Origin of the sequence: Methylobrevis albus, from assembly GCF_015904235.1 — a bacterium.
In the GTDB taxonomy this organism is placed as follows: domain Bacteria; phylum Pseudomonadota; class Alphaproteobacteria; order Rhizobiales; family Pleomorphomonadaceae; genus Methylobrevis_A; species Methylobrevis_A albus.
In genome coordinates this window covers 257,326-271,649 of the sequence record NZ_JADZLT010000049.1, presented here as the reverse complement: position 1 = coordinate 271,649, position 14,324 = coordinate 257,326, and the positions used below count along the sequence as shown (strand labels likewise).

The 14,324-nt window shown below is 70.7% G+C and carries 10 protein-coding genes; 9 read left to right on the top strand and 1 reads right to left on the bottom strand.

Annotated features, from left to right (window positions below; genetic code table 11):
- The first annotated feature begins 21 nt into the window (after positions 1 to 21).
- From I5731_RS08450 to I5731_RS08420, 7 genes are all read left to right on the top strand, one after another.
- A complete protein-coding gene (locus I5731_RS08450) occupies positions 22 to 1,737 on the top strand; it encodes a GspE/PulE family protein (protein ID WP_235981640.1) in 1,716 nt (571 codons plus the stop codon).
- A gap of 290 nt (positions 1,738 to 2,027) precedes the next feature.
- Complete coding sequence (locus I5731_RS08445; RefSeq protein ID WP_197310917.1) at positions 2,028 to 3,695, top strand: reprolysin-like metallopeptidase; 1,668 nt, start codon at positions 2,028 to 2,030, stop codon at positions 3,693 to 3,695.
- Between the two features lie 176 nt (positions 3,696 to 3,871).
- Positions 3,872 to 4,960 carry a PilN domain-containing protein gene (locus I5731_RS08440; protein ID WP_197310916.1) on the top strand — a complete coding sequence of 363 codons (1,089 nt, stop codon included), beginning with the start codon at positions 3,872 to 3,874 and terminating at the stop codon, positions 4,958 to 4,960.
- On the top strand, positions 4,957 to 5,553 hold the full coding sequence (gene gspM / locus I5731_RS08435) for a type II secretion system protein GspM (RefSeq protein ID WP_197310915.1): 597 nt from the start codon (positions 4,957 to 4,959) through the stop codon (positions 5,551 to 5,553). The genes I5731_RS08440 and gspM overlap by 4 nt, the downstream gene beginning before the upstream one ends.
- Positions 5,550 to 6,224, top strand: coding sequence for a hypothetical protein (locus tag I5731_RS08430; RefSeq protein ID WP_197310914.1), 675 nt, complete (start codon positions 5,550 to 5,552; stop codon positions 6,222 to 6,224). The genes gspM and I5731_RS08430 overlap by 4 nt, the downstream gene beginning before the upstream one ends.
- Positions 6,225 to 7,122: 898 nt before the next feature.
- Entirely contained in the window at positions 7,123 to 9,822 is a 2,700-nt protein-coding gene (gene acnA, locus I5731_RS08425; protein ID WP_197311172.1) for an aconitate hydratase AcnA, read from the top strand.
- 175 nt (positions 9,823 to 9,997) lie between these two features.
- Positions 9,998 to 11,266 carry a DUF1963 domain-containing protein gene (locus I5731_RS08420; RefSeq protein ID WP_197310913.1) on the top strand — a complete coding sequence of 423 codons (1,269 nt, stop codon included), beginning with the start codon at positions 9,998 to 10,000 and terminating at the stop codon, positions 11,264 to 11,266.
- 63 nt (positions 11,267 to 11,329) lie between these two features.
- Here I5731_RS08420 and I5731_RS08415 read toward each other — a convergent pair whose 3' ends face one another.
- Positions 11,330 to 11,941, bottom strand: a complete 612-nt coding sequence (locus tag I5731_RS08415) for a hypothetical protein (protein WP_197310912.1) — start codon at positions 11,939 to 11,941, stop codon at positions 11,330 to 11,332.
- A gap of 410 nt (positions 11,942 to 12,351) precedes the next feature.
- On the opposite strand from I5731_RS08415, the gene I5731_RS08410 reads away from it, so the two are divergent.
- On the top strand, positions 12,352 to 13,383 hold the full coding sequence (locus I5731_RS08410) for an aspartate-semialdehyde dehydrogenase (protein WP_197310911.1): 1,032 nt from the start codon (positions 12,352 to 12,354) through the stop codon (positions 13,381 to 13,383).
- Positions 13,384 to 13,809: 426 nt separating this feature from the next.
- A complete protein-coding gene (locus tag I5731_RS08405) occupies positions 13,810 to 14,316 on the top strand; it encodes a hypothetical protein (protein WP_197310910.1) in 507 nt (168 codons plus the stop codon).
- The last annotated feature ends 8 nt before the right edge of the window (positions 14,317 to 14,324 follow it).

The following is a 14,324-nucleotide window of genomic DNA, read 5'->3' as shown; positions in this document are numbered from 1 at the left end:
GGTGCGAGGGAGGCTCGGGCGATGGCCGCGACGATCATGTCCGGGACCGGTACGACAGGCGAACCGGCGGCCTCGCGGCAGGCGCAGCGCGCCGGGCTCGGCGCGGAACTCCGCCGTCTCGGCCTCGTTGCCGACGACGGCCGGGCGGGCGACGCCGACGAGCCGGAAGCGCTCTGGCGCGGCGGCCGCATCGCCGCGACGGCCCTCGCCGACGCGATCGCCGCCGTGCACGACCTGCCGCGCACCAGCTACGACGAGGCCGCCGCCGGGCGGCCGCTGTTCCAGGATCTGTCGCGCCGCTTCCTGCGCGAGGCCTTCCTCTACCCGCACGAACTGGACGGCACCGCGCGGCTCGCCGCCGCCGATCCCGCCCGCGCGGATGCGATTCGCGCCGTCGGTCTCGCCCTCGGCCGCCCGCTCCGCCTCGTCGTCGCCGGCTTCGACGAGATCGAGCGCCTGTTCGAGCGCGCGGCGGGCGAGCCCACCGAGGCGGCCCCGGCCGCGGCGGCCAGCAGCGACGGCGAGACGCTCGCCTTCTCCGGCAGCGTCGACGAGTTGAAGGACCTCGCCCGCGGCGCGCCGATCGTGCGCACCATCGACCGCATGCTCGAAAGCGCCTTCGAGCTCGGCGCCACCGACATCCACCTCGAGACCGGCCGCGACGAGCTGCGCGTGCGCTTCCGCATCGACGGCCAGCTCCGCCCGCAGGCGACGCTGCCGCGCGCCATCGCCCCGGCGGTCATCTCGCGCGTGAAGATCCTCGCCAGCCTCGACATCGCCGAGCGCCGCCTGCCGCAGGACGGCCGCGCCAACGTGCGCATCGGCAACGCCGAGGCCGACCTGCGCGTCGCCGTCGCGCCGACCATGTACGGCGAGACCGCCGTGCTGCGCATCCTGCCGCGCGACACCCGCCTGCTCGATTTTGCCCGCATCGGCATGGGCGCCGCCGACCAGGCGGCGTTCCGCGGCCTGCTCGCCGAACCGCACGGCATCATCATCGTCACCGGCCCGACCGGCAGCGGCAAGACCACCACCCTCGCCACCGCCGTCTCGCTGCTCAACGACCCGGCGCGCAAGATCGTCACCGTCGAGGACCCGATCGAGTACCAGCTGCCCGGCGTGCACCAGACCCAGATCAAGCCGGCGATCGGCCTCGACTTCGCCTCGGCGCTGCGCTCCTTCCTGCGCCACGACCCCGACGTGATCATGGTCGGCGAGATGCGCGACGGCGAGACCGCCGGCATCGGCATCCAGGCCGCCCTCACCGGCCACCTCGTGCTGACCACCCTGCACACCAACACCGCCGCCGACGCCCTCGTCCGCCTCACCGACATGGGCGTCGAGCCGTTCCTGATCGCAGCCAGCCTGCGCGGCGTGCTCGGCCAGCGCCTCGTGCGCCGCCTGTGCGAGCGCTGCCGCCGGCCGGACCCGACCGTGCGCGCCGGCGTCGAGAAGCTGGTCGAGGGCCGCGGCCTCGTCTGCGAGCCGGCCGACGTCTACTACGAGCCGGTCGGCTGCGAGGCCTGCGGCCGCACCGGCTACCGCGGCCGCATCGGCGTGTTCGAGGTGCTGCGCATGGACGACGGCATGCGCAGCCTGCTGCGCGTCGAGCCCGACCCCGGCAAGGTGCTCGCCGCCGCCCGCGCCGCGGGCATGACGACGATGCTGGAGGACGGCCTCGCCAAGGCCGGGCTCGGCCACACCTCGGTCGAGGAAGTGCTGCGCGCCACCGGCTGACGATCCCGAATCACACCGGACGGCCCCTCGCAAGGTAAACCGAAGGTTACCACGGGCGTCTTTCGACATGATTCCGTATTTCGAAACATATTCATGCGCTAATGCCTGCCGTCATGCCGGTTTCGCGGGATGATCGACGACGGCAGGACCGCAAGTCGGGCCTCCAAGGCGCAAGGCGCCGGGAGACACCGGGCGACGACCCGCCGGAGCAAAGACGTTTCTTGCTGGGGGGCATCATGTTTCGAACGATGACGCGGCGGCTTGCGGGCGCCGCCCTGGGACTGTGTCTGATGGCGGGCCCGGCGGCGGCCGACGGCCTGTTTTCCGGCGCGGCGACGAGCGCCGCAGCCGCGCCTGCCGCGGCGGGCTTTGCCGCGCGGCGCAGCCGCGACGTCGTCCTCGATCCCGCCTATCTCGCATCGCGCATCGCGCCGCTCGGCACCGACCAGGCCGCCGACCGGCTCGCCCTCGCCCCGCCGGCCGCCCCGGTGCGGATCGAGCTCTTCCCCGGCATCGTCGCCGATCTCCAGCGCACCGCGATCTCCGAAGCGACCGGCGGCGGCTTCGTCTGGGCCGGCGCCGACACCGAGGGCCGCCCGGCCGAGGCCGACCTCGTCGTGCGCGGCGGCGCCGTCTCCGGCATCGTCACGGTCGGCTCGCGCCGCTACCGCATCGACCCGCTGCCGGCGGCCGGCCTGCACCGGATCACCGAGGTCGACCAGAGCGCGTTCCCCGTCGACGTCCAGGTACCGGTGAAACCGACGAAGGCGGCCCCGGCGCCGCAGCCGGACGAGGCGGCGCGGGCCGCCGTCACCGAGATCACCGTGCTGATCGCCTACACCAACCGCGCCCGCGGCGCCGTCGCCGACATCGTGGCGCAGTCGAACCTCGCCATCTCGCGCGCCAACAGCGCCTTTGCCCGCAGCAACGTCCAGATCCGCTTCCGCCTCGTCGGCACCCGCCTCGTCGTCGGCTACGACGAGCAGAGCCAGCCGAGCTACGACAGCGTGCTGCGCGATCTCACCAACGGCACCACGAGCGGCCCCTTCCGCCATGTGCACGCCGACCGCGACGCCAAGTCGGCCGATCTCGTCGCCCTGCTGATCGAGCGGCCCGAATACTGCGGCATGGCCTGGCTGGTCGAGGAGCCGGCGGCGATCGAGGCGCGCTACGGCATGTCGGTGACCACGGTCGGCTGCGTCACCAACGAGACCTTCGCCCACGAGACCGGCCACAACATGGGCCTGCGCCACGACCGCTACGTCGAGCCCGCGGCGCCGGCGACGAAGTACAACTACGGCTTCGCCAGCGTGCCCGGCCAGTTCCGCACCATCATGGCCTACGCCAACCGCTGCAACGACGCGAACATCCGCTGCGCCCGGCTCAACAACTTCTCCAATCCCGACGTCGCCTACGAGGGCCGGCCGACCGGCATTCCCGAAGGCACCGCCGGCGCCTCCGACGCCGCCCGCCGCCTCGACGAGACCCGCTTCGCCATCGCCGCCTATCGCACGCCGACGCTGCCGCCGCCGCCGCACGACACCTTCGCCACCGCCAAGACCGTCTCGGTGACGCCCGGCACCGCCCGCGCCTTCCGCTTCACCAACGCCGGGGCCACCCGCGAGACCGGCGAGCCCTTCGAGGCGGCGGGCGCCACCCTCTGGTACCGCTTCCGCACCGGCGCGGCCGGCGTCTGGGTGATCGACACCAACCAGAGTACCTTCGACACCACGCTCGGCCTCTACCGCGGCAACAACGTCGCCACGCTGGCGACGGTCGCGGTCGACGACGACGGCGGCAACGGCACCCAGAGCCGGCTCCGCTTCGTCGCCACCGCCAACACGCTCTACTACCTGCAGATCGGCGGCAAGAACGGGGCGACCGGCAACGTGCGCCTGCGCTTCGTCGCCCCCGCCGCCCCCGCGGCCGCCCCGGCGACGACCGTCGCCGCCCGCTGACGGCGACGGGCCCTGCCGTGGTGGCCCGTCACGGAAGCCGACGCCGGACTTGACGCGCGCCTCGCCGCGACTACCCTTCGCGGCGAGGCAACCTGCCGGCGCGCCAACCCGCGCGCCGGCGCGGACCGCCACCCGCGGCGGCGACGTCCCGCAGCCGGCACGAGGATCGTCCGCCTTTGCAATTCGGATCCGCCGCCGCGCAGCTCCAGCGCCTGCACGAAGCCTTCGTCGATGCGGTCGCGCCGCTGGTCGGCGGCCGGGAGCCGCGGCGGCGCATCGTGCTCGCCGACGACGGCAGCGGCCCGCCCGCGGTGTTCGACGTCGACGGCGCCACCGCCCGCCGCCGCGCCGACAACGCCGGCCCGCGCCGCGCCGACCGGCTGCGCCCGGTGGAACTCCGCCTCGATCCCGCCGTCGCCGTCGGCCAGCGGCTGCACCTGCCCGCCGCCGCGCGCGACTATCTCGGCGCCATCGTCGAGCACCGGCTCGACCGGCTCACCCCCTGGCCGCCGGAGAAGGTGGTCTACGGCTATGCCGTCGCCGACCCCGCCGCCGACGCCCCGGCCGGCACCATCGCCGTCGACGTCCAGGCCACCTCGCGCACGATCGCCGACGCGGCGCTGGCCCGCGCCGAGGCCGCCGGCTTTCGCCCGACCCGGCTCGCCGCCGTCGCCGGCGCGCCCGAAACGCCCGCCCCGATCGACCTGCTGCGCGGCACGCGCAGTCTCGCCCGCAGCCGCCTGCGCCGCACCTCGGCCCGGCTGCTCGCCGTGCTCTGGATCGCCGGCATCGCCGCGGTCTCGGCCGCATTCTGGTATCACGGCGAACGGCAGGAGGAGCTCGCCGCGGTCGAGCGCCGCTTCGCCGCCCAGCGCGCGGCCCTCGGCCGCACCCTCGGCGCCGGCGACGGCGAGGCCCGGGCGCTCGCGATCATCGCCGCGCGCCGGCCCGAGACATCCGGGGTGACGCTGGTCGACCGGATCGCCCGCGCCCTGCCCGACGACACCTTCCTCAACGAGCTCGACATCCGCGCCGAGGACGTCCGCCTCGTCGGCAGCGCCGGCGATGCCGCGGCGCTGATCGCGCGCATCGACGCCGACCCGGCACTGGAGAACGTGCGGTTCTCCGCCCCCGTCGCCCGCGGCGAGGACGGCCGCTACAGCTTCGACATCGCCGCCCGGCGCGTTGGCGGCGCGGATGCCGCGGCCGAGCCGGTGGCCGGCGACCCCTATGCCGGCAGCGTCCCGGCGGGAGGCGCCCCGTGACCCCCGCGCCCGCCGCCCCCGCCGGACGGACCTTGCGCGCGCTCGCGGTGCTCGTCTTCATCGGCGTGCCGCTGGCGCTGTTCGCCGCCGCCGGCGGGCTCCTGCTGCAGGCCGAGGCGACCGGGGTGCTCGCCGCGCGCCAGGCCGCCACCGTGGCGCAGCTGCAGCGCCGCCTCGCCGCCGCGATCAGCGGCGAGGGCCGGCAGATCGACACCGGCGCGATCTACCTTGCCGCGCCGACCCCGGAACTTGCCGCCGCCACCCTGCAGCAACTGGTGATCCGCCTCACCGACGCCGCCGGCGTGCGGCTGATCGAGACGCAGCCGCTCGACCGCTTCGTCGACCTCAGCCGCGCCGCGCCCGCCGGGGCCGCCGCGCCCACCGACGAGACCGTCCAGCTCCGCGTCAGCCTCGACGCCGCCAACGCCGACCTGCTCGCCCTGCTCACCGCCATCGAGGGCGGCCTGCCGCTGCTCACCGTCGAACAGCTGCAGATCCGCCGCCTCTCCCGCACCGGCGCCGACGACGACGCCGATCCGCTGCTGCGGGTCGACCTCGTGATCGGCGCGCACTGGAAAGCGGCGGCGCCATGACGATGCCGCGAAGGCTCTCCCCCTTCCGGACCGTCCGCGCCGCCGCGGCCGCGGTCCTCGTCCTCGCCCTGCTCTCGAGCCTTGCTGCGCGCGCGCAGGACACCGAGCCCGCCGGCGACGGGGCGGACGCCGCCGACGCCGCCGACCTGCTGCTGCTCAATCCGCTGGCGGCGTTCGGCGCGGACGACCTCGCCGGTTTCCGCGACCGCCCGCTGTTCTCGCCGACACGGCGACCGCCGCCGCCGTTCGTCGAAGAGGTGATCGAGGAACCGGCCTACGTCGAGCCGGAACCCGAGGAGCCGATGCCCGAGCCGCCGCCGAACCTCGCGCTCGTCGGCATCGTCGAGGCGGGACCGACCGCCTTTGCCGTGGTGCGCGATCTCGACGCCGGCACGGTGACGTCGCTGCGCCTCGGCGAAAGCCTCGGCCGCTGGCGGCTCGCCGCCGTCGCCGCCGACCACATCCGCCTCGAGGACGGCACGGAAAGCCAGGAACTGCGCATCTTCGTGCCGGGCGAGCCGGCGCCGCCGGGGGCCGGCCCCGGCGACGCCTTCGACCGCCCGCCGCCCGGCAGCGGATGGCGCGCCCCCGGCGACAGCCCGGAGGACGGCACCGTCGACGACGACTGGAGCGAAGAAGCCGACCAGCCCGATCCCGCCAGCGACTGGTGAGCGGGCGAGAGTATTTGCCGGTTCGGCGGGGCCTGGCGCGGCAAGGACCATGGAGAGATTGCGCGCGCGGGTAACGCCCCCTCCGCCCCGCGACACCCCTCCGCCGCGCGGCTCCCCCTCTCCGGGGGGTGCCGCTCCGCCGGGCAACTCCCCCTCGATCGTCATCGCCGGGCTTGACCCGGCGACCCACTAGCCTCGCGGCGAGCGACGTCGGGGCGCTCTGATCGCGGCGTTTTTCGACCCGATGACTAAGGCCGAGCGGCACGGCCATTGGGTGGCCGGGTCAAGCCCGGCAATGACGACGGAGGGGGGGAGGGAAACGCCTCCTCCGCCACGCGACGTGCACTCCGCTGGACACTCCTGTCCTCCGCACGCCTGCGGCGGCCGGCCCGCCCTCGGCCTCGCGTGTTGCAGCGCAAAACCCCCGGCCCTCGCCGCCGCGGCGGGCGTCCGGCCGATCCTCTTGCGTAACGCTCCGCCCGGAATAGCGCGCTCACGCCGCCGCCCGTCACGATCGGCGCGAATCCGCCCGCGGCCGCCTTGCGCGGCGGCGGCGCCGCGTCCGCACCAGCCGTCGCGCCATCCCGGCGGCCGTGCACATAAATTGGAAGAAATCCAGTCTGAGCCGTTTTGCGGCGGCTCCGATGCTGGCATTGCAGTGCAAAATTCCCTATAGACTCGGGGTCGTCCGCACGGCCCGGCCGGCCGCGGACAAGCCAACGATCGTCCGGCCCAAGGCCGGCGCGACAGCGGCCGAAACCGTCATCCGCTCCTCCGGGCGCCCGCCCGGTGACGCGTTTCGGATGGAGAGCGCGACGACGCGGCCGCACCACGTCGCCATCCCATCCGACCCTATCGGCCTGCCGCCGCCAACCGCGAGGAAATCTCCGCCGTGTCCATGCAGTCGCTCGACAGCTTCAAATGCCGCAAAGAGCTGAACGTGGGGGATCAGACCTACGTCTATTTCAGCCTCGTCGATGCCGAGGCGAACGGTCTTCCGGGGATTTCCCGGCTGCCGTTCTCGCTGAAGGTGCTGCTCGAGAACCTGCTGCGCTTCGAGGACGGCCGCACGGTGACCGCCGACGACATCCGCGCCGTCGCCGGCTGGATCGACAATCGGGGCAAGGCCGACGTCGAGATCGCCTATCGCCCGGCCCGCGTGCTGATGCAGGACTTCACCGGCGTGCCCGCCGTGGTCGACCTCGCCGCGATGCGCGACGGCATGAAGACCCTCGGCGGTGATCCCGAGAAGATCAACCCGCTGGTGCCGGTCGACCTCGTCATCGACCACTCGGTGGTGGTCGACTACTTCGGCTCCGCCTCCGCCCTCGCCCAGAACGTGACCCGCGAGTACGAGCAGAACGGCGAGCGCTACAACTTCCTGAAGTGGGGCCAGAACGCCTTCGACAACTTCCGCGTCGTGCCGCCCGGCACCGGCATCTGCCACCAGGTCAACCTCGAGTACCTGGCGCAGACGGTGTGGACGAAGACCGAGGCCGACGGCAGCGTCACCGCCTATCCCGACACCTGCGTCGGCACCGACAGCCACACCACGATGGTGAACGGCCTCGCCGTGCTCGGCTGGGGCGTCGGCGGAATCGAGGCCGAGGCCGCGATGCTCGGCCAGCCGGTGTCGATGCTGATCCCGGAAGTGATCGGCTTCCGCCTCGGCGGCCGCCTCAACGAGGGCGTCACCGCCACCGACCTCGTGCTCACCGTCACCCAGATGCTGCGCAAGAAAGGCGTCGTCGGCAAGTTCGTCGAGTTCTTCGGCCCCGGCCTCGACAACCTCTCCCTCGCCGACCGCGCGACGATCGCCAACATGGGCCCGGAATACGGCGCCACCTGCGGCTTCTTCCCCGTAGACGACGAGACGATCGCCTACCTCACCATGTCGGGCCGCACCGACGACCGCATCGAACTCGTCGAGGCCTATTCGAAGGCGCAGGGCATGTTCCGCCTCGCCGAGACGCCCGACCCGGTGTTCACCGACACGCTCGATCTCGAGCTCTCCACCGTCGTCCCCTCGCTCGCCGGCCCGAAGCGCCCCGAGGGCCGCGTCTCGCTGACCGATGCCAAGGCCGGCTTTGCCGCCGCCATGGAGACCGAATACCGCAAGGCCGCCGAGATCGCGGCGCGCGTGCCGGTCGAGGGTCGGAACTTCGACCTCGGCCATGGCGACGTGGTGATCGCGGCGATCACCTCCTGCACCAACACCTCGAACCCCTCGGTGCTGATCGGCGCCGGCCTGCTCGCCCGCAAGGCGCTCGCCAAGGGCCTGAAGACCAAGCCCTGGGTAAAGACCTCGCTGGCGCCCGGCAGCCAGGTCGTAGCCGAGTACCTCGCCCGCGCGGACCTGCAGAAGGACCTCGACGCGCTCGGCTTCAACCTCGTCGGCTTCGGCTGCACCACCTGCATCGGCAACTCCGGCCCGCTGCCGGCGGAAATCTCCAAGGCGATCAACGACAACGGCCTGATCGCCGCCGCCGTGCTCTCCGGCAACCGCAACTTCGAGGGCCGCGTCTCGCCCGACGTGCAGGCGAACTACCTCGCCTCGCCGCCGCTGGTCGTCGCCTACGCCCTCGCCGGCTCGGTGCAGCTCGACCTTTCGAAGGACCCGCTAGGCACGGGCAGCGACGGCCAGCCGGTCTATCTGCGCGACGTCTGGCCCACCAACAAGGAAATCAGCGACTTCGTCGCGACCTACATCACCAACGAGATGTTCAAGTCGAAGTACGCCGACGTCTTCAAGGGTGACGAGAAGTGGCGCGCCGTCGAGGCGGGGTCGGACAAGACCTACCGCTGGAACGACACCTCGACCTACATCCAGAACCCGCCCTACTTCGAGGGCATCACCAAGACGCCGAAGCCGGTCACCGACATCGTCGGCGCCCGCATCCTCGGCCTGTTCGGCGACAAGATCACCACCGACCACATCTCGCCGGCCGGGTCGATCAAGGCGGCGAGCCCCGCCGGCAAGTACCTGACCGAACGCCAGGTGCGCCCGCAGGACTTCAACCAGTACGGCACCCGCCGCGGCAGCCACGACATCATGATGCGCGGCACGTTTGCCAACATCCGCATCAAGAACTTCATGGTGAAGGGTCCGGACGGCAACGTCGTCGAGGGCGGCTGGACCATCCATCACCCGTCGGGCGAGAAGATGTACATCTACGACGCCGCCATGCGGTACAAGGAGGAAGGCGTTCCCCTCGTCGTCTTCGCCGGCGTCGAGTACGGCAACGGCTCGTCGCGCGACTGGGCGGCCAAGGGCACCAACCTGCTCGGCGTCCGCGCCGTGATCGCGCAGTCCTACGAGCGCATCCACCGCTCCAACCTCGTCGGCATGGGCATCGTGCCGCTGACCTTCGCGGACGGCACCTCCTGGCAGACCCTCGGCCTCAAGGGCGACGAGACCGTCACCCTCGAGGGCCTCGCCGACGTGAAGCCGCGCCAGACGCTGGAGGCGAAGATCACCGCCGCCGACGGCAGCACCCTCACCGTGCCGCTGCTCTGCCGGATCGATACGCTGGACGAGCTCGACTACTACAAGAACGGCGGCATCCTGCACTACGTGCTGCGCCAGCTCGCGGCCTGACGGCTGGCGCCGGTTGCGGCGGAAAAGAACGGGGAAGCCGGTAGACAGTTGTGCCGGCTTCCCCGGAACTCGGCAGGCACAGGATCAGCGCACGCGGGCAGGCCTCAACGATCGTGCCGGTGCGTCGATGCCGAAACTGCTGAAATCGTCCGGTTTTCCCTAGCCGGTTGCAACGATGAGCATCGCTACTCCACCCGTCGTGGTCCGGATAATGCCGCAGATCCCGCTTCGCGACGGGGAGGACGCCCGCAGCTGGCTCGGCGGACGCCCGTCTCTGCCCCACGATGTCGAGTGGCCCGTCGGCCGGCGACCCGCGCGTTTCCTCTGCCAGATCTGTTGCGCCGACCTGCCTGCCGGCCTTTGGGAAGGGCTTGGACCGCGCGATGGTTGGCTGCTCTTCTTCATCAATCCAACGGAGGTCGCCTATATCGATCCGTCCGAGACCGAGATGTGGGTTTTGCATACTCTCGAACTCGGCACCCGTCGCACCGCGCCGGAGTGGTGCGATGACCAGGATGACTGGGCGAATTGTTGGTACCATGCGCTGTTGTTCCGGAAACAGGCCCACGGACCGAAGCGGGCTCACCCGTACTGGCCAGCCGATCTCGTAGCGGTGTGTGAAGGCGATCCATACGCGCGCAAGCCCGGCTTCAGCAAACGGTCGTGGGAACTTCTCAAATCCGGCTATGATGTCGCGGATCCGGCGTATCGCCCATTCGACTGGCAGACGCTGCTGGAAATGCTCGATTTTGCGGAATTGAACCTGTCGAAGTTCGCGGCTTCCGACGCGGAGCCAGATCTCCGGCGGAAGCTTGCCGATATTGACGACAAGATGGCAACGGCGGCAGCCACCGGGTCGTCGCCCGATCTTTCTGCATTACAGGCGGAAGCCGCCTCTCTCGTGTCCCGGATCGAGTTTCTCCAACGACGGGAACCGGTGGTACCGCGGGCGCTGACCGCTGTCAGGGAGATTGCCGGCCGCGCACGCGCCGAGTCGGCATCAGGACTTGCACCGAACGCGACCATCGATCGAGTGATGCGGGAGCTCGCGGCAGTCGAACACATGACGCCAAGCGGGCCGGTTCCGCTGACCCTGCAGAACAGCGAAACGCTGATGTGGAACTATTACAACGAGATGCTGCGCTTCGACCGCGCGAAGCACCTCTACGTCGAGGCGCCGGAGGCGCTGCCACCGGCCGTCCGCAATCACTTCGAGGCGCTCTGGCGAGACGTCGCCGCGCATGAAATGGCATCGATGGGCGATCAGCCGACCAACTATGTGGACGGCTTCGATCCCGCCGTCGATGTCATCCTGCTCGAACTGCCGAGCAGCCAGTTGCTCGGCTGGGTTTTTGGCGATGTCGATGATCTCGTCGTCACGATCAAGAAGGCAGACCTTGCGGCCGGCCGGTTCGACAAGATCATCGTCAATATGTCGAACTGAGCCGACCGCGCCGTCTTGACGACGGCGACGGCCACCACCTTCAGACCGGTCCCTGCCGCCCCCTCAGGGCCAGGCCTGCTGCAGGCTGGCGATGGTCTTCGAGGAGAGTACGAACGGCGGCATCGGCTTGCCGAGGCCGCCCCACGGCTGCAACTTGTCGTCGGCGGCGGTCTTGCCCTCGACGAGCTCGCCCGGATAGCAGAACACGTCGTCGAGGGTGTGCTCGTCGTTGTCGAGGCCGGCGGCGTGGATCAGCTCGTGCACGAGGATGAAGAGACATCCGTCGGCACCGAGCAGTCGCGATTTCGGATCCGACGACGTGATCCGCGGCGTCGCCGGCACGAAGATATGCGCCTCGGTGATCTCCTTGGTGATGGAATCGGAAAGCTGGACGGTGAGGCCGTGCTTGCCGTTGCCGTCGAAGGCCTTGGAATAACTGCCGCCGGAGTAGTTGAAGCTCGCCTGCTTCGCCGCGCTGCGCACGGTGACATCCGCCGCCGGCGCTTCCTTGGTCGTCGCCACCAGTTCGAGGTTGATGCCCTTGTCCTTCATCAGCTGATTGAAGTTCTTCAGCGCCTTGTCGAAGATCGTCCCCCAGGCTCCCCCCGAAAGACCTTCGGCCGCCACCCTGAGCTTGCCCTTCGATCGGACCGTGCCGATCCAGTTCTTGATCATTGGTCGTCCCTCCCCCGCCTGACCTGCCGCGCGGCGCGCGCCATCCCGCCGTCGCCCCGGTTTACGGTCCGCCGATCCTACATCCGCGCCGCGGGAATTGGCGCATTTGCGTTGACTTTGCCGGCGTCCTCGCCCATAGCATCGCCCGTTCGAGAGGAATGGTCGCCGTGGCCCTGTTTTCCTTCTGCCGCATTGTCCCGACCCGCGCCGGTGCCTCGCGCCGCGACGGTCTCGCCATGCGCACGAAGACGATCGCCACGACGAAAACGACCACGACGTGATCGACCCTCTCCGACCCGCACCAGTCTCCCCCGGGTCCTGAGGGGGAGCGTGCGGCGGTTCGCCCGAACCCGCCGAAACGTGCCGGGCGGGGAGATCAGACGGTCATCATCCTGAAGGATCTCAAAATCATGGGCTACAAGGTCGCCATCGTCGGCGCCACGGGCAACGTGGGCCGGGAAATGCTCTCCATCCTCGCCGAGCGCGGCTTCCCGGCCGACGAAGTCATCGCCGTCGCCTCGCGGCGCAGCCTCGGGCGCGAAGTCTCCTTCGGCGACCGGACGCTCAAGGTGCAGGCGCTCGAGTTCGTCGACTTCTCGACCATCGACATCTGCCTGATGTCGGCGGGCGGCGAGACCTCGAAGCAGTGGTCGCCGAAGATCGCCGCCGCCGGCTGCGTCGTGATCGACAACTCCTCCGCCTTCCGCATGGATCCGGACGTGCCGCTGATCGTGCCGGAAGTGAACGCCGACGCGATCACCGGCTTCTCGAAGAAGAACATCATCGCCAACCCGAACTGCTCGACCGCCCAGCTCGTCGTGGCGCTGAAGCCGCTGCACGACAAGGCGACGATCAAGCGCGTCGTGGTCTCGACCTACCAGTCGGTCTCCGGCGCCGGCAAGGAAGCGATGGACGAGCTGTTCCAGCAGACCCGCGCGATCTTCGTCTCCGACCCGGTCGAGACCAAGACCTTCCCGGCCCGCATCGCCTTCAACCTCATTCCCCAGATCGACGTCTTCATGGAAGACGGCTTCACCAAGGAAGAGTGGAAGATGATGGCGGAAACGAAGAAGATCCTCGATCCGAAGATCAAGCTCACCGCCACCTGCGTGCGCGTGCCGGTGTTCGTCTCGCATTCGGAATCGGTCAACATCGAGTTCGAGAACCCGATCTCCGCCGACGAGGCGCGCGACATCCTGCGCGAGTCGCCCGGCTGCCTCGTCATCGACAAGCGCGAGCCCGGCGGCTACGTCACCCCCTACGAGGCGACCGGCGAGGACGCCACCTACATCAGCCGCATCCGCGAAGACCCGACCGTCGAGAACGGCCTCGCCCTCTGGGTGGTCGCCGACAACCTGCGCAAGGGCGCCGCGCTCAACGCGGTGCAGATCGCCGAAGTGCTGGTGAACCGCGGCCTGATCAAGCCGGCGAAGGCCGCCTGAGCGGACGCAAGAGTTTGATGGACTGATGCGAGGGCGCGGCCGCGACGGTGGCCGCGCCCCTTTTTTATATGCGGGCGTGATTGGCGCTGGGCTGGTGGGGGTGTGCCGTGCGGCCCCACCCCTCTCCCTGTCCCTCCCCCACAAGGGGGGAGGGGACGATGGGCGATGGGGCTTTCGCAAAACGATCGTCGTGCCGGGGCACAGCGTGGGTGACCGCGGTAGCCTCACCTCCTGCGTCCCCTCCCCCCTTGTGGGGGAGGGACAGGGAGAGGGGTAAGCCCCACGACGGGCCCACCCAGGGCCTCACCCCGAAATCCACCCCTCGCCCATCCCCCGGAGTCCCCGTTTACCTCGCGTTAACCATGCCGTGGCTCTGATCGGGGACGCGCCGCGCCTCCCGGCGCCGCCAGCCCGGGTCGGCCCGCCATGCAGATCGCCTCTTCCACGGAATCCGTCGCCCGCTCGGCCGCGATGCTGATGTCGGCGACCGGACAGTCGACATCCGGCAGCGCCGGCAACTCCGCCGTGCCCACCGCCCTCGAGGTCGCCACCAAGGCGGCCGAGGAGACCGCGGTGGTGGTCGACGCCCTCGACGCCGCGGTGCGCGCCCAACGCGGCGAAGACCGCAAGGTGACCTACGACCGGCCAAAGCCGTCCGCCACCAAGGCCGAAGCCGCCCCTGCCGGCACCGCCACGCTGTCCGCTGAGAACCGCGAGACGGCGATCACCGTCACCGAGGAGGGCTTCGCCGCCACCGCCTCGCGCTCGACCCTCGAGGTCGGCCCGGACGGCATCTACCAGTCCACCGCCGAACTGACCCTCGCCCGCGTCGAGACCGACGACGGCGTCGCGCTCGTGCAGAGCTTCTCCGTCAGCCGCAGCTTCGTCGGCAGCCTCGCGGGCTTCGGCCGCTACGCCGACGAGTTCGCCTGAGACGGGGC

Coding starts and splice junctions, on each gene's coding strand:
- I5731_RS08430 (WP_197310914.1), top strand. CDS start 5,550: ATGACGATGCCGCGAAGGCTCTCCCCCTTCCGGACCGTCCGCGCCGCC.
- I5731_RS08410 (WP_197310911.1), top strand. CDS start 12,352: ATGGGCTACAAGGTCGCCATCGTCGGCGCCACGGGCAACGTGGGCCGG.
- I5731_RS08420 (WP_197310913.1), top strand. CDS start 9,998: ATGAGCATCGCTACTCCACCCGTCGTGGTCCGGATAATGCCGCAGATC.
- I5731_RS08450 (WP_235981640.1), top strand. CDS start 22: ATGGCCGCGACGATCATGTCCGGGACCGGTACGACAGGCGAACCGGCG.
- acnA (WP_197311172.1), top strand. CDS start 7,123: ATGCAGTCGCTCGACAGCTTCAAATGCCGCAAAGAGCTGAACGTGGGG.
- I5731_RS08445 (WP_197310917.1), top strand. CDS start 2,028: ATGGCGGGCCCGGCGGCGGCCGACGGCCTGTTTTCCGGCGCGGCGACG.
- I5731_RS08415 (WP_197310912.1), bottom strand. CDS start 11,941: ATGATCAAGAACTGGATCGGCACGGTCCGATCGAAGGGCAAGCTCAGG.
- I5731_RS08405 (WP_197310910.1), top strand. CDS start 13,810: ATGCAGATCGCCTCTTCCACGGAATCCGTCGCCCGCTCGGCCGCGATG.